This window comes from Pseudomonas sp. OF001, assembly GCF_904426495.1.
Lineage (GTDB): Bacteria > Pseudomonadota > Gammaproteobacteria > Pseudomonadales > Pseudomonadaceae > Geopseudomonas.
This window is the reverse complement of sequence record NZ_CAJGBM010000001.1, coordinates 483,853-498,497: the sequence shown is the minus strand read 5'-3', so window position 1 is coordinate 498,497 and position 14,645 is coordinate 483,853. Positions and strand designations below refer to the sequence as shown.

Sequence of the window (14,645 nt, the reverse complement as noted above, 5' to 3'; positions counted from 1 at the left end):
AGGCGTCTTCGAAGTTTGGAAATTCCATGGCGCGGAGCTTGCCGGCAATCTGCTCGGGAGAAAAGCGTTTTCGCAGCAGGTGGACGACCAGCTCGAACAGCTCGTTGCCGGGCACCAGCTTTTGCCGGGGCCGGCAGGACATGCGGCGTTCACGCATCGCTCGCTGGGCATGCTGGGTGATGTAGTCGCCCTGAGTACTGCGGTTACGGCGGATCTCGCGACTGATCGTCGAGGGGCTGCGGTTGAGCATTCGGGCAATGGCCCGCTGGCTCATGCCGCGCAGCAGACCGACCTGGATGTTGGAGCGCTCTTCAATGCTGAGTTCGTGGTAAGACATGGCAACACCGTACCGGAAAGGTCAGGTGTTGCACTCAGTTTTTGCCGCCGCCAACAGATAATCGATCAAAACGGACTTGCAAGATTCTCCACATGATTCGCTTGAGATTAACCACAATACGTACATCGCCCGCCAAAGGCCTTTATACAACGCGCGTGACCGGATCCCCTAGCGAATAGCACCCAAAACACCAACTTCAAAAAGCCAGCTCTCGGAGAAGGACCTATGAGACTAAAAGCAGTTTACATAAAAAATTTCCGCTGCTACGCAGACAAAATAAAAATCCCTCTCGATGAACTAACGACCATTATAGGCAAGAACGACATCGGAAAATCATCTATTCTTGAGGCCCTTGAAATATTCTTCAACAACGATACTGTATCTGTCGACCCTAGCGATGCTAACGTCAAATCAGAAGACAAGCGCGTCGAAATATGCTGCGAGTTTGATGACCTCCCAACATCCATGACCCTGGATGCAGGAGCCGAAACGACATTGGCTAACGAGCACCTCTTAACAGAGGACGGAACACTTAAAATCCTCAAAACGTTCAACTGCGCCAACAAAAAACCAACAGAAGAAGTATTTATAATTGCCAACCACCCAACGGCTGCCGGATTCAACAATCTTCTTGAACTCAAAGAAAAAGAACTGCAAGCCAAAGTCAAAGAGCTTGGACTAGACGTCCCCCTTAAGGGAAACCCGGGAATGAGGCAGGCAATTTGGGCCTCTGCCCCTGACCTGTCATTGGCAGAAACCATTATCCCAGCAGGCAAAGCAAAAGAAGACACAAAAAAAATTTGGGAGCAAATCGAAAGCCATTTGCCTATATTTGCACTATTCCAGAGTGATCGGAGCAGCCGTGACTCCGATGACGAAGTGCAAAGCCCGATGAAAGCGGCGATAGCCGCGGCCATCGCAGAAGTGCAGGATGACATCACCAACATCCAGAGGCGTGTCCAGGAGAAAGCCGAGGAAATCGCGCACAGAACCCACGACGCGCTAAAAACACTTGACTCAAATCTGGCTAACGAACTGACCCCTGAGTTCTCTGCACCAACCCCTGCAAAATGGACAAGTCTATTCTCTGTAGGGCTCAACACAGACTCTGGCATCCCCCTAAACAAGAGAGGCAGTGGTGTCCGACGCTTAGTTCTCGTGAGTTTCTTCAAAGCAGAGGCGGAGCGACGACTTAAATCAGGAAGCCGCCGCAACATTATCTATGCAATCGAGGAGCCAGAGACTGCCCAGCACCCGAACAACCAGCGACTGCTTATCGAATCATTTAAGACTCTCTCCGAGGAAGTTGGCTGCCAAGTACTTCTCACGACTCATAGCCCAGGACTCGCCGCTAAGCTACCTAGTGACAGCATTCGCTTTGTGACTCGCAACTCGACCGATGGAAAACCGATCATACTGTTAGGCGCCGACGCTTTTGGTCCGGTTGCTGATGCACTTGGAGTAACACCTGACAGCCGAGTTCAAGTTCTTCTTTGTGTTGAAGGACCTAACGACGTTGCTTGTCTCAAGGCCCTAAGCAAAGCCACCAACGCCACGGATCCAACCTTACCTGATTTAGATACCGACGAAAGGATTGCATTTGTGGTACTTGGCGGAGCAACACTTCAGCACTGGGTCAACCGGCACTACCTACAGTCTTTGAAAAAGCCCGAGGTTCACATATATGATGGTGATGTTGCTGACTACCGGGATTCGGTAGCGCAAGTAAATGCTCGCACTGATGGCTCGTGGGGTGCTATCACTAGCAAGCATGAAATCGAAAGCTACCTGCATCCCGACGCCATAGTTAAAGCATTTGGATTTAGGATTGCCGTCACCGACCATCCCGCGGAAGGAAAGGCAACACCTAAGGTATTCGCTGAAGCGTATACCGCCCACCAAGGGCACGGGGCCGTACTAAAGGACTCAACCGCCAAGAAGCATCTCGCAAACAAAGCATTTCCTTGTATGACCGCTGCAATGCTTCAGGAGCGAGACCCACAAGGAGAAGTGGTTGGCTGGTTCCGAAGAATCGGCGAGATGCTGATATAACTCACCAGCCAAAATGTTTGATCGTGCCCACGCTCCCGCGTGGGTACGCCACACGACCGCTCCTGCGGTTGGACGCAGAGCGTCCAGGGTTCAGGCCCCCACGCGGGAGCGTGGGGGCCATCGAAATCAGAAATCCTCCGGAATTTTTTGAGCGGTTCACAGAGATTGACCTCGATGAGTAATAGCAGCGAAGTGAAGAAGAGCAGGCGCATAAACTTTTCACCGGCAACCAAGCTGGAGTTGGCTAAGCGGGCAGGCTTTCATTGCAGCTATCGTGACTGCGTGACCCCGACCACTGCGTCAACCGTTAACGATGATGGGGAGGATGCGGCTGCAGGTATTGCGGTCGCTGCCCATATCTACCCAGCGTCTAAGAACGGGCCTCGGAAAAAGGATGGATTGACGCCTGATGAGATCAGCAACATATCCAATGGAATATGGCTCTGCCGCACACATGGCACGTTAATTGACGACTTCCAAGCAGAGTTCCCGGCTGAAAAAGTCATTGAGATGAAGCTGGTACGTGAGTTCGCCCAAAAGCTCACCATCAAGATGCCGGACGTGGGTTATTTGGTGGGTTGGATGGGCGTTAAGCGATTGGATGCTATCGTCTGGAAGCATTGGCCCAATGTCGATGAAGAGCAGATCAGACTTGAAGTCCTCACTGAGGGCATCAAGTGCGTACCCACCTCTGAAGATTCGATCTGGACCAAGATGCCTGTTCCACCATCGGTATTTGAGCTCAAGCCGATGATAACGGCGGCTAAGCCGGCTGCACAGGCCGGCGCAGCACCAGAAGCCCCCCTTCGTCGTGAGTCGTTTGCTGCAGAGCGGCGGCGCGCGGTGCAGATCGTTACTTCTTGGCAAAAGTTGCTAAAGCGCTGGGGCTGGGACGGCGAAGGGCTGATTCACGATGGCCATGTGAAGATCACTGCCCGCAATCCGGAAACCGGCGAGATTGCCGAGCCGTTTGTGTGGGCCAGAGGACGTATCGTTGGCCTGTACCGCTTCAACCTTGTCGATGGGGAATCCGTCTACCTCGACATCAACTATACAGCGCACCGGTCTAGCAACCTCGATTGGCATTTAAACGTGACCATCAAGGATGGGCTCTGCCGTACTGAAAGCACCTTGAGTGCGAGAAAACCCATTACCCCACACAACAGCGCCAATACCTTCGAGCGGAAAGAGGTCGAGGCTTGCTCGCAAGTCTTTGAGAAACTGGCCAATGGATGGGAGCCGATTGGATATGTAGGCCTTGAAGCCGGTGAATGGTCGGAGCCTGAGACTGTGCACCCAGAGGTATTTTCGATCAAATCCCAAATCACTGAAGCGCAGATCGCTCAGGCGCTTCAGCATTGCGCCAGGGTAAAGCTTGGCTACGAGTTGGGGATGACTTGGGGACTATGCTTCTGCTTCAACGACACATTCCTTAGCGACGTGCTTGATGAGGCCACTATCCGCGAAGCATCTGAAGCGCTACGTGCTCAGGTTGGTCTTGGACCATACCCGCCCTACGCCCACACTGATCAACTGGTCACGGTTGATGAGCGGTTTGGCATCCGGCTGACAATCAAATACGGTGACTTGTTCTTCGAGCTTGCTCAGACCAAACCTCGCGTCCATCGCAACTGGTAATACTGGAGGAGGAGCGCCCAGCCCTTGGGCTATCAGCAAGTAGGGTAGAAAACTCGTGCAGCGATTTTCTACCGCCACGCAGGGCGCGGCCCCAAGGTGGGCAATACCTCCGGCAGTTGCCCACCCTACAACTCCCCTCTGCCTCGCTGGGCCACGCTCAAACGCAGATGCCAACAGTAGCGCAGCGACAGCATGAGCAAGGTGAAGCACACCGAGATGGCCAGCAGGGCAACCAGACACGCGACCAGTCCAGCGCTTCGCCGAGCACCTCGATGCTGGCACTGAGCAGCGCGGCGGTCGCGTAGACTTCCTTGCACAGGATCACCGGCACGCGGTTGAGCAGCTCATCGCGGACGACGCCAGCGAGGAGTTCCCGCCCCTCTCCCACCCGGCGCCGAGTTCCTGCATTTGTTGGAAGGCGAACGGGTCTACCGCCACGGCAACCCGATCTACCCCATGCAGCCCGGCAGCAGCCTGACCGGCAAACCACTTCACACCCCTGTCCCCATTTTCAGGGGACAGAGCAGTTTCTCTTGTCGACCTAAGCTGTTGCTCAGTGTCGACGCAGAGTGACGGCGTCCTGACGTGCGCTCGGTCGACAACAACGACAAGAGGATTCTGCTCATGCAATACCATCTGAACGGCTTCAAGCCCGGCAACTACCAGATTCCTGATGAGGCGCGTGAGCCTGCAGCGCCGCCGCCGATGGTCGATCTGCCGAAAGAGGTCGATGTGCTGATCGTGGGCTGTGGCCCGGCGGGCCTGGCCTTGGCGCGGCAGCTGGCGGATTTTGCCGATATCAGGACCTGCATCGTCGAGCAGAAGGCCGGGCCCATGCTGTTTGGCCAGGCGGATGGTATTTCCTGTCGCACCATGGAAATCATGGAGGCCTTCAACAGCAGCGAGCTGCTGGCGAAGGAGGCCTACCAACTGCACCAGAACGCCTTCTGGGAGCCGGATGCGCAGAATCCGCAGCACATCAAGCGCACGCACAAGGTGCCGGATGCGCGGCTGGGGCTATCCGAGTTCACTCACTGCGTGGTGAACCAGGCGCGCCTGCACGACATCCTGCTCGACGGCATGGCGCATTCGGTCACCCATCTGGTGCCGCATTACAACCGCCGCCTGCTGGAGCTGACCGTTGACCAGAGCCTGACCCAGGACCTGGACACCTATCCGATCACCGCGACCTTCGAGCGCAACGATGCCGGCCAGTCGGGCAAGGTCGAAACCATCAAGGCCCGCTATGTGGTGGGTTGCGATGGCGCCCGCAGTGCGGTGCGCAAGAACCTGGGGATCGAGCTGCAGGGCGACTCGGCCAACAAGGCCTGGGGCGTGATGGATGTGCTGCTGGCGACGGACTTCCCGGATATCCGGGTGAAGAGCTTCATCCAGTCGAAGGACAACGGCGCGGTGATGCTGGTGCCGCGCGAGGGCGGCTATCTGGTGCGCCTGTATGTCGAGCTCGACCTGCTAGGCAAGGACCAGCGGGCTTCGCAGCTGAACATGACCGTCGATGACGTCATCGCCAAGGCCAAGCTGATCATGAATCCGTACCAGGTGGACGTGAAGGAAGTCGCCTGGTGGTCCATCTACGAAGTCGGCCAGCGCGTTGCCGAGCGCTTCGACGATACCCCGGTGGGCAACCCGGACAAGCTGATTCCGCGTGCCTTCGTCGCCGGCGACGCCTGCCATACCCACAGCCCGAAAGGCGGCTGGGGCCTGAACACTTCGCTGCCCGACACCTTCAACCTGGGCTGGAAGCTGGCGGCGGTGCTGCAGGGCAAGGCGCAGCCGAAGCTGCTGCAGACCTACGCGACCGAGCGCCGCAAGGTGGCCTTCATGCTGATCAACGCCGACCGCGAAATGTCGGCGCTGGTCGCCACCCGCGCCAACAAGGACGCCACCGCAGCGAAGACCAGCACCGCCGAGATCGAGAAGTTCATCGCCCGGCAGAACGGCTTCATCGCCGGCACCTCGATCGGCTACGACGAGTCCTGGCTGTGCACGGGGCATGAGCACCAGGCGCTGGCGACCGGCTTCCCGATCGGGCAGCGCTTCCATTCCGCCCAGGCCGTGCGCGTGGCGGATGGTTGCCCGGTGCATCTGGGGCACCTGAACAAGGCCGATGGCCGCTGGCGCATCTTCATCTTCGCCGATGCGCCCAGCCCGCTGGATGCGACCTCCAAGTCGGCCAGGCTGGTCGAGTTCCTGGCCAACGCGGACAGCTCGCCGGTGAAGCAGTACACCCCGGCCGGGGCGGATATCGACGCGGTGATCGATGTCTACGCGGTGTTCCAGCAGCAGGATCTGGCCATCGACGCACTGCCGGACTTCCTCTGGCCGGCCAAGGGCAAGTACGGCCTGCGCGATTACGAAAAGGTCTTCCAGACCAGCGCGGCGCACGACATCTTCACCCAGCGCGGCATCGACCGTGCGCAGGGCTGCATGGTGGTGGTACGTCCGGACCAGCACATCGCCACCATCCTGCCGCTCGATGCCCATGCCGAGCTGAGCCAGTTCTTTGCCGGGTTCATGCTGAAGTAGGTCTGCTCGCCCGTTTGCAATAACGACACGGCCCGCGCAAAGCGGGCTGTGTCGCGCAGGTAGGGTAGAAAACTCGCGCAGCGATTTTCTACCGCGGTGCCAGGCACAACCTCCAAGGTGGGCAATGCCTGCGGCAGTTGCCCACCCTGCGGCTGGCGAAACCGTGGCCTGTCCCTGATTCCTGCGCTTCTCCCAGCCTTGCCTTTGCCCCATCCGCCCCCATAAAGCCATGACGACTTCTGGAGGCTGTATGAGCAAGCTGTCCACCACCCCGTTTTCCATCCTCGACCTGGCGCCGCTGCGCGACGACGACGTCGGCCCGGGGCCGGCCCTGCGCCGTTCGCTGGCGCTGGCGCAGCACGCCGAGCGGCTCGGCTTCTCGCGCTTCTGGGTGGCCGAGCACCACAACATGGAGGGCATCGCCAGTTCGGCGACCGCCGTGCTGCTCGGTTATCTGGCCGCTGGCACCTCGACCCTGAAGCTGGGCTCCGGCGGGGTCATGCTGCCCAACCATGCGCCGCTGGTGGTGGCCGAGCAGTTCGGCACCCTCGCCGCGCTCTATCCGGGGCGCATCGAGCTGGGCCTCGGCCGCGCGCCGGGCGCCGATCCGCAGACCGCCCGCGCCCTGCGCCGCGAGCGCAGCGGCAGCGCCGACGACTTCCCCGAGGACGTCGCCGAACTGCAGATGCTGCTCGGTCCGCGCCAGCCGGGGCAGACGGTGATCGCCATGCCCGGCGTGGACAGCAACGTGCCGCTCTGGCTGCTCGGCTCCAGCCTGTTCAGCGCCCAGCTGGCGGCGCAGATGGGCCTGCCCTACGCCTTCGCCGCGCACTTCGCGCCGCGCTACCTGCACCAGGCGCTGCGCATCTACCGCGAGAACTTCCAGCCCTCGGCGGCGCTCGCCAAGCCCTACGCCATGGTCGGCGTGCCGCTGATCGCCGCGCCCAGCGACGAGGAAGCCGAGTTCCTCGCCACCACCGCCTACCAGCGCGTGCTGGCGCTGCTGCGCGGCGAGAGCCTGGTGCTGCGTCCGCCTGTCGAGAGCATGGCCGGCCGCTGGCTGCCGCGCGAGCAGGCGGCGGTGGGCGACTTCCTCGGCCTGGCGGTGATCGGTGGGCCGGAGAAGGTGCGCGCCCGCCTGGAGGTGCTGCTGGAGCAGACCGGCGCCGACGAGCTGATCTTCACCGGCGACATCTACCAGCCCGAACACCGCCTGCGCAGCTTCGAGATCGTCGCCGGCTTGCGCTGATGCCGCTGGCCTTCCTCGGCTGACGACACATAAAGGCACACAAGCAAAGGGACAGATTCAATTGCCGGGCTGACCGCCAGCAAAGTGCAGGCTGGCGGTCGGTCGTGCTCCAGAAAGTTCTGCCCATCCTGCTCTTCCCGGCAGGGTTCAGATTATTCCAAACGAAAAAAAGCCCCGCATTGCGGGGCTTTTTTTAAATCAGGCGTCTTAGTTGACTTGAACCTGATCAGCCTGCATCCCTTTCTGGCCTTTGGTCGGCACGAAAGAGACGGATTGGCCTTCGCTCAGGCTTTTGAAGCCTGCGCTTTCGATCGAGCGGTAGTGAACGAACAGGTCGGCGCTGCCATCAGTCGGGGTGATGAAGCCGAAACCTTTTTCATCGTTGAACCACTTGACGGTACCAGTTTGACGAGTAGACATGCTGTATCTCCAGGGTAAATTAAGACTGCGACGCTGAAACATTCAGGCCGAGACTGAGAAGCTAATAGCAAAACGAACCAGGGAGATGAGGCGTTGAAGCATCAAACTGAGTATCGAAGTGGCAATCGCAAAGCAGTGAGGCGAATATACGCTACTTCCTGAGAATGTATAGTTTTATTTTCATAAAATTCCTCCCGAAAGGGAAATATCGCCTGTCGGCGAGATTATCATTCCGCAATCAATTCTCAAGCCGTTGATTTCATTCAATTTAAAACCGTAACTTGCAGACTGGTCCGAATTGATCGAATCGCCGTGACCGTCCGCGCCAGCCGGGGCAGACGGTGATAGCCATGCCCGGCATGGAGGTGCTGCTGGAGCAGAGCGCAGATCCCGCCGGGTTGTGCCCTACGGCTTCGCTACCAGCGACTCGACCGCCCGCCGCGCCAGCGGCGCGATGACCAGCACCAGCGGAAAGGCGAACAGCCAGGCGGTCAGCCAGGCGCCGATCCACAGCGCGCCGAAGTCGGCAACCGGCCCCACGGCGCGCAGGGTGGAGATTCCCGACACCATCAGCGACATGAGTCCGGAGAGGATCAGGGCGAACAGGACCTGGCTGTATTTTCTGGGAATCATCGGGCGGCCTCCGGGGTCTGGCCGCACGGCTCAGCGCGGCGCAGACGGTGCAGCGCTTCGGCGAAGTTCCTGCCGAACATCCGCGCCGTCTTGATGTCGCCGGGGGCGAACGCATGGGCGGGCGACGCTTTCTCGGCCTGGGCCATCAGGCCGGACCAGGAGCCGAGCCGGTTCGCCGCTTCGTCGTAGGGCACACCCAGGTGCTGTTCCGGCAGGATCGGATTGCCGACCCACAGCATGCCGTGCTGCATGCAGAACACGAACATCGACATCAGCGTCGACTGCTTGTCGCCGGCCGGCAACGCCGACACGGTGAAGCCCGCCGCCAGCCGTCCGCGCAGCCGCTGGGCGCGCCACAGGCCCCCGGTGGCGTCCATGAAGGCCTTGACCGGGGCGGACACGCCACCCAGGTAGGTGGGCGAGCCGAGGATGAAGCCGTCGAAGCCGAGCAGTTCGTCCGGAGCCGTGGCGAGCTGCTGCGCCTGCAGCAGCTGGACTTCGGTATTGGCAACGCTGCCGGCTCCCTCGGCAACGCTGCTGGCGATGTATTCGGTATGGCCGTGGGCACTGTGGTAGATGACTGCGATCTTGTTCATTGCTCGCTCTCCAGTAGAGGTTGATGGTGCTCGGCTTCAGCGCAGGAGCCAGGCCAGCAGGACGGCGCTCAGGTAGAGCCCCAGGCCGAAGACCGCGTGATTGACCAGGCTGCGGATGCAGTTCTTCAGCGGGGTGGGCGTTCTGGCGGCGGCGAAGCCGGCGCCCATGGCGGGCTGGATCGCGAACAGGGGGATGACCACCGTAGCGATGCCGACCAGCAGGGCGGGCAACAGGGTCGGGCTGCGGGCCCAGTCCATGCCTGCGATGCCGAGCAGGAGGCCGGCGAAGGCGATGCCGGTGACGTAGTGCATCAACCAGCCCAGGGCGAGTTCGTTCCTGATCGGTTGCGCTTTGGCAATCGCTGCGTGCCTCAGCCTGCCCCGCGCCAGATGCCCGACCCAGCGGCCGATGAAGGCGAAGTCGAGCGTCTTCACGCCCCTGGACTTGAGGAACGTCAGCCAGATGTCCATGACCGCGGTGGCGCCGATACCGGTTCCGGTGGCCAGGATGATGTCGTGCAACAGGTGTCCCATGATGACCTCGCTCAGATTGACCGGTGAAGGGTTCAAGGCGACTATAGAAGTTCAAGCGAACTTGAGGTCAAGGGGGTTTCCGTGGATATCGCTGACGTGGCCAGACGCTCCGGCGTGCCGGCATCGACGCTGAGGTTCTACGAGGAAAAGGGGCTGATCGCATCGCTCGGCCAGCCCGGCGAGCGGCGCCGCTTTGCGCCGCAGATACTCGACCAGCTGGCGCTGATCTCCCTCGGGCAGTCGGCGGGCTTCACCCTGGAGGAAATACGCTCGATGTTCGGCGCCAACGGGGAACCCGATATCGACCGGCAGCTGCTCGCGGCCAAGGCCGACGAACTCGACGCGACCATCAAGCGCCTGCAGGCCATGAGCCGGGGCCTGCGCCATGCCGCTGCCTGCCCGGCCCCCAGCCATGCCGAATGCCCCACCTTCCAGCGGCTGGTGAAAGCCGCGGCGGCCGGTGCGCACGCACGCAAGCACAGCACGCGCGGGCGCCTGCGCAAATGAGACGACCGCCGGCCCTCCTCCGTCCCTGGCACGCCGCCCGGCTTGTGCTGAACTTGTAGCTACGGCCCGCAGTGCATGGCCGCAACTGCGGAGCCCTCATGCAGGTCTGGATGCGTGAGGGAGGGACCACATGTACCACGGTGAACGCTTCAATGCCTGGACCCATCTGGTCGGCGCGGTGCTGGCCAGCATCGGCGCGCTGTGCCTGCTGGTGCAGGCGCTGTGGGAGGGCGAGCCGCTGAAGATCGGCAGCGTCGCGGTCTACGGCGGCAGCCTGGTGCTGCTCTACGTCGTATCCACCGTCTATCACAGCGTGCGCGGCCGGGCGAAGGCGGTGCTGCGCAAGCTCGACCACCTGTCCATCTACCTGCTGATCGCCGGCAGCTACACGCCGTTCTGCCTGCTCAGCCTCGGCGGCCCGCTGGGCTGGACGCTGCTCGGGCTGGTGTGGGGCATGGCGCTGGTCGGCATGCTGCAGGAACTCAGGCCGCGCTCCGAGGCGCGGGTGCTGTCGCTGGTGATCTACGCGCTGATGGGCTGGATTGCCGTGGTGGCGATCAAGCCGCTGGCCGCATCGCTCGGCCCTGCGGGCTTTGCCTGGCTGCTCGCCGGCGGCCTCTGCTACACGGTCGGCATCGTCTTCTTCGTGTTCGACGACCGCTTCCACCACTGGCACGGCATCTGGCACCTGTTCGTGATCGGCGGCAGCACCCTGCACTTCACCGCGGTGCAGCTCTACGTGGTGTGAGACCGAGTGGCGCCGGCCGGAGATGCCGCCCGCGAGGGACCGCAAACCGCCGCTTGCCGCATCGCCGGACGGCTCGCCGCGACAGCCTGCGCGCTGTGCTAGCTTTCTGATTCGCCTCCCCCAAAACCACCACGGCGCGCCCATGACCACAGCTGCCAGCCTGTCCTGGAGTGAAAGCACGACCGCCAGGGATGCCGACCTCGCCGCCTGGCTCGACGCCACCGCCCGCGATCCGCTGGTGAGGGCGCTGATGGCGACCGAGGCCTTCCGCCGCCTGCACGACGTCGCCTTCCTCGGCGCACTGGACTACAGCCACCGACCGTTCCCGCCTGCCGCCCAGCGCAGCCGCGCCGCCCATTCCCTGCACGTCGCCGCGCTGGCCAGCTACGTCGCCAGCGCCCGCGGCTACGACGCCGACCTGCGCCGCCACCTGCTGATCGCCGCCCTGCTCCACGACATCGGCCACCCGCCGCTGTCGCACAGCGCCGAGCCGGCGCTGCGCGCATGCAGCGGCTACGGCCACCACGAGCTGGGGGCGCGGATCATCCGCGGCGAGGCCACCATCGGCCGCGAGCTGCACGCCCTGCTGCGCGGGGTGGCCGACCTGCCGTTCCTCCTCGACCTGATGGGCGGCAGGGTCGCCGCCGCGGCCGGCGGCGACCTGTTCGCCAGTGCGCTGAACGTCGACACCCTCGACGCCATCGCCCGCACCCTCGACTGCCTGGCGCCGCAGCTGCCGCCGCTGTGCCGGCTGGCCTGCGCGCGCGCCGCGCTGCTCGACAGCCACCGCGATGCCGCGGCGCTGGCACTGCTCGACGAGTTCTGGGAGCGCAAGAACCTGGTCTACACCCAGTTCATCGGCCAGCCGCTGGGCATCCTCGCCGACCGCGCCTGCCGGCAGTTCTTCGCCGCCGCGCCGGCGCTCGCCGAGGAGGACTTCCTGGTCGGCGAACGCTGCTGGCAGGAGCGCCATCCGGCGCTGTTCGCCGGTCTCGCCCAGCTCAGGCACGGGCAACTGCCCGCCTGGCTGGACGACGGGCCGTTCGAGATCGAGTTCCGCGGCTACTTCGTCGACCGCGAGCAGGACTTCGCCAGCCGCTACCGCCAGGTGCGCGGCCGCCAGCAGGCGCAGGCCGGGGCGCTGCTGGCGAAGCTGCCGGCGGACGCGGCGCCGGCCGGGGTGCAGGCCACGGGCTACGCCGCCTTCCTCGCCGGCTATCCGCACATCGCCCGCGCCCGCCGGCACAGCGCAGAGGTGCTGCGCCAGCTGCGCGCCGAGCTGCACGCGGCGCTGGCGGACAGCCCGCAGCGCGACCACCTGTGCGTGGTGGCCACCGGCTCCTACGGGCGCGACGAGGCCTGCGCGGAGTCCGACCTCGACTGGTTCATCCTGCTCGACGGTTGCAGCGCGGCGGAGATCGTCGCGGAACAGGCGGAGATCAGGCAGGTGATCGAGCGCCACATCGCCCGTCCGACCGGCGACTCGGGCATGTTCGGCGGCGCCGCGACCCAGGACTTCCGCCAGCTGGTGGAGCACATCGGCGGCAGCCAGGACAGCAACCAGTCGCTGACCCGGCGCATGGCGCTGCTGCTGGAGGGGCGCAGCCTGTTCGGCGACGCGCCGTTCGCCCGCCTGCGCCGTCAGCTGATGGAGGCGTACATCGGCAAGGGCAGCCTGGACAAGTCGATCTCGCGCTTCCTGCTCAACGACGTGATCCGCTACTACCGGACCATCACCACCGACGTGCAGCACAAGGCCTGCGTCGACCAGAAGGCCTGGGGGCTGCGCAGCATCAAGCTGAAGTTCTCGCGCAAGCTGCTGTACTTCGCGGCGATCATCGCCATCGCCGAGACCGCCGGCGAGCCAGCGCGCGATGCGCGCATCGAGCGGCTGCTCGCCCTGCTGGAGCTGCCCGCGCTGGAGCGCCTGCACGCCATCGCCAGCGCCAGCGGGCCGCTGCAGAAGTCGTGCGCGGAGGTGCAGCGCAGGACGCGGGAGATCTTCGCCCTCTACGAGGGCTTCCTGCGCCAGCTCGCCGAACCGGCCAACCGCCAGGAACTGGCCGCGCTGCGCGAGGACGAGCGCGCGGAGTGCGAGCTGTACATGGAGCTGCGCGCCGGCAGCAAGACCTTCACCCGCACCCTGTTCGACTGGCTGCGGGTGAAGTACGCGGAGGAGCATCCCATCCATCACGCGCTGGTGTTCTGAGCCGGCGCTCTCACTCGGCGACGCGGTAGCGCTCCAGCCAGTGCGCGTAGGGCGCCGGCAGCACCCAGGTCGGTCGCTCGACGCCGAGCTGCTGGGCGGCCTTGAGCGGCCAGTGCGGGTTGGCCAGGTGGGCGCGGCCGACCATCACCAGGTCCATCTGCCCGTCGGCAACCACGCGCTCGGCGTTGGCCGGGCTGTCGATACCCCAGGACGAGGCCACCGGCAGTTCCGCCTCGCGGCGCACGCGCTCGGCGATCGGCGCGAGGAAGGCCGGCCCCCACGGGATGCGGGCCTCGGGAATGGTGAAGCCGACGCTGACGTTGAGCAGGTCCAGGCCGCCGCGGCGGAAGCCCTTGGCCAGCTCGATGGACTCCTCGAGGGTCTGCTCGTCCTGGCCGTCGTACTCGATCACGCCGAAGCGCGCGGTCAGCGGCAGGTGCTCCGGCCACACCTCGCGCACCGCGGCGAGGGTTTCCAGCAGGAAGCGGCTGCGGTTGGCCAGGCTGCCGCCGTACTGATCGTCGCGCTGGTTGGAGTGCGGCGAGAAGAAGCTCTGCGCCAGGTAGCCGTGGGCGAAGTGCAGCTCCAGCCACTCGAAGCCGGCGTCACGGGCGCGGCGCGCGGCGGCGACGAAGTCGGCCTGCACGCGGGCGATGTCGCCCTGGCTCATGGCCTGCGGCACCTTGGGCAGGTGGGCGCCGAAGGGGATCGCCGAGGGGGCGATGGTCTGCCAGCCGCGCTCGTCACCTTCGGCGATGTGGTCGTCGCCCTCCCACGGGCGGTTGGCGCTGGCCTTGCGCCCGGCGTGGGCGATCTGGATGCCCGGCACCGCGCCGGCGGCCTTGATGGCGCGGGCGACCGGGGCGAAGGCTTCGGCCTGCACGTCGTTCCACAGCCCGGCGCAGCCGGGGGTGATGCGCCCTTCGGGGGATACCGCGGTGGCCTCGACGATCACCAGGCCGGCGCCGCCGCGGGCGATGCTGGCATAGTTGTGCAGGTGCCAGTCGTTGATCAGGCCGTCGGTGGCGCTGTACTGGCACATCGGCGGCACGGCGATGCGGTTGCGCAGGGTGACGTCTTTGAGCTGGAACGGGGAAAACAGTGCGGACATGCGGAAACGTCTCGTGAACCGGGATGAACGGGGGATTGAGCGGAGCGCCGGCCCGGTGGCGGGG

The 14,645-nt window shown here is 63.5% G+C and carries 14 protein-coding genes and 1 pseudogene; 8 read left to right on the top strand and 7 right to left on the bottom strand.

The window, feature by feature from the left end; genetic code table 11:
• Positions 1-337 (bottom strand): helix-turn-helix domain-containing protein (locus RA210_RS02330; protein WP_201485257.1); only part of this gene is annotated, 337 nt, incomplete at its 3' end.
• 225 nt (positions 338-562) lie between these two features.
• On the opposite strand from RA210_RS02330, the gene RA210_RS02325 reads away from it, so the two are divergent.
• On the top strand, positions 563-2,389 hold the full coding sequence (locus tag RA210_RS02325; protein WP_201485256.1) for an ATP-binding protein: 1,827 nt from the start codon (positions 563-565) through the stop codon (positions 2,387-2,389).
• A 174-nt stretch (positions 2,390-2,563) separates the two neighbouring features.
• Positions 2,564-4,027, top strand: coding sequence for an HNH endonuclease (locus RA210_RS02320; protein WP_201485255.1), 1,464 nt, complete (start codon positions 2,564-2,566; stop codon positions 4,025-4,027).
• Positions 4,028-4,184: 157 nt separating this feature from the next.
• On the opposite strand, the gene RA210_RS22045 is transcribed toward RA210_RS02320, so the two are convergent.
• Positions 4,185-4,352 (bottom strand): hypothetical protein, encoded by a 168-nt coding sequence (locus RA210_RS22045; protein ID WP_328821100.1) that lies wholly within the window; start codon positions 4,350-4,352, stop codon positions 4,185-4,187.
• Between the two features lie 27 nt (positions 4,353-4,379).
• Between RA210_RS22045 and RA210_RS22130 the strand changes: the two are divergent.
• The 3 genes and pseudogenes from RA210_RS22130 to RA210_RS02305 form a co-directional block, all read left to right on the top strand.
• Positions 4,380-4,600 (top strand): annotated as a pseudogene (locus RA210_RS22130) (hypothetical protein); the annotation flags it as partial.
• Positions 4,601-4,651: 51 nt separating this feature from the next.
• A complete protein-coding gene (locus tag RA210_RS02310) occupies positions 4,652-6,574 on the top strand; it encodes an FAD-dependent monooxygenase (RefSeq protein WP_201485253.1) in 1,923 nt (640 codons plus the stop codon).
• Between the two features lie 250 nt (positions 6,575-6,824).
• Positions 6,825-7,823 (top strand): LLM class flavin-dependent oxidoreductase, encoded by a 999-nt coding sequence (locus RA210_RS02305; protein ID WP_201485252.1) that lies wholly within the window; start codon positions 6,825-6,827, stop codon positions 7,821-7,823.
• A gap of 207 nt (positions 7,824-8,030) precedes the next feature.
• On the opposite strand, the gene RA210_RS02300 is transcribed toward RA210_RS02305, so the two are convergent.
• From RA210_RS02300 to RA210_RS02285, 4 genes are all read right to left on the bottom strand, one after another.
• Entirely contained in the window at positions 8,031-8,243 is a 213-nt protein-coding gene (locus RA210_RS02300) for a cold-shock protein (RefSeq protein WP_201485251.1), read from the bottom strand.
• A 405-nt stretch (positions 8,244-8,648) separates the two neighbouring features.
• Entirely contained in the window at positions 8,649-8,876 is a 228-nt protein-coding gene (locus tag RA210_RS02295; protein ID WP_136489318.1) for a DUF2798 domain-containing protein, read from the bottom strand.
• Complete coding sequence (locus RA210_RS02290; RefSeq protein ID WP_201485250.1) at positions 8,873-9,472, bottom strand: flavodoxin family protein; 600 nt, start codon at positions 9,470-9,472, stop codon at positions 8,873-8,875. Before RA210_RS02290 ends, RA210_RS02295 begins: the two co-directional genes overlap by 4 nt.
• Positions 9,473-9,508: 36 nt before the next feature.
• A complete protein-coding gene (locus RA210_RS02285; protein WP_201485249.1) occupies positions 9,509-10,006 on the bottom strand; it encodes a DUF2938 domain-containing protein in 498 nt (165 codons plus the stop codon).
• Between the two features lie 81 nt (positions 10,007-10,087).
• Between RA210_RS02285 and RA210_RS02280 the strand changes: the two genes are divergently transcribed.
• The 3 genes from RA210_RS02280 (at position 10,088) to RA210_RS02270 (ending at position 13,470) form a co-directional block, all read left to right on the top strand.
• Positions 10,088-10,513, top strand: coding sequence for a helix-turn-helix domain-containing protein (locus tag RA210_RS02280; protein WP_201485248.1), 426 nt, complete (start codon positions 10,088-10,090; stop codon positions 10,511-10,513).
• Between the two features lie 130 nt (positions 10,514-10,643).
• Entirely contained in the window at positions 10,644-11,261 is a 618-nt protein-coding gene (gene trhA / locus RA210_RS02275; protein WP_201485247.1) for a PAQR family membrane homeostasis protein TrhA, read from the top strand.
• 142 nt (positions 11,262-11,403) lie between these two features.
• Positions 11,404-13,470: an HD domain-containing protein gene (locus tag RA210_RS02270; RefSeq protein WP_201485246.1), complete on the top strand. Its 2,067-nt coding sequence runs from the start codon at positions 11,404-11,406 to the stop codon at positions 13,468-13,470.
• Positions 13,471-13,480: 10 nt separating this feature from the next.
• On the opposite strand, the gene RA210_RS02265 is transcribed toward RA210_RS02270, so the two are convergent.
• Entirely contained in the window at positions 13,481-14,581 is a 1,101-nt protein-coding gene (locus RA210_RS02265) for an NADH:flavin oxidoreductase/NADH oxidase (RefSeq protein WP_201485245.1), read from the bottom strand.
• Positions 14,582-14,645: the final 64 nt, after the last annotated feature.

Coding starts and splice junctions, on each gene's coding strand:
- RA210_RS02295 (WP_136489318.1), bottom strand. CDS start 8,876: ATGATTCCCAGAAAATACAGCCAGGTCCTGTTCGCCCTGATCCTCTCC.
- RA210_RS02320 (WP_201485255.1), top strand. CDS start 2,564: ATGAGTAATAGCAGCGAAGTGAAGAAGAGCAGGCGCATAAACTTTTCA.
- RA210_RS02325 (WP_201485256.1), top strand. CDS start 563: ATGAGACTAAAAGCAGTTTACATAAAAAATTTCCGCTGCTACGCAGAC.
- RA210_RS02265 (WP_201485245.1), bottom strand. CDS start 14,581: ATGTCCGCACTGTTTTCCCCGTTCCAGCTCAAAGACGTCACCCTGCGC.
- RA210_RS02310 (WP_201485253.1), top strand. CDS start 4,652: ATGCAATACCATCTGAACGGCTTCAAGCCCGGCAACTACCAGATTCCT.
- RA210_RS02270 (WP_201485246.1), top strand. CDS start 11,404: ATGACCACAGCTGCCAGCCTGTCCTGGAGTGAAAGCACGACCGCCAGG.
- RA210_RS02285 (WP_201485249.1), bottom strand. CDS start 10,006: ATGGGACACCTGTTGCACGACATCATCCTGGCCACCGGAACCGGTATC.
- RA210_RS02300 (WP_201485251.1), bottom strand. CDS start 8,243: ATGTCTACTCGTCAAACTGGTACCGTCAAGTGGTTCAACGATGAAAAA.
- trhA (WP_201485247.1), top strand. CDS start 10,644: ATGTACCACGGTGAACGCTTCAATGCCTGGACCCATCTGGTCGGCGCG.
- RA210_RS02305 (WP_201485252.1), top strand. CDS start 6,825: ATGAGCAAGCTGTCCACCACCCCGTTTTCCATCCTCGACCTGGCGCCG.
- RA210_RS02290 (WP_201485250.1), bottom strand. CDS start 9,472: ATGAACAAGATCGCAGTCATCTACCACAGTGCCCACGGCCATACCGAA.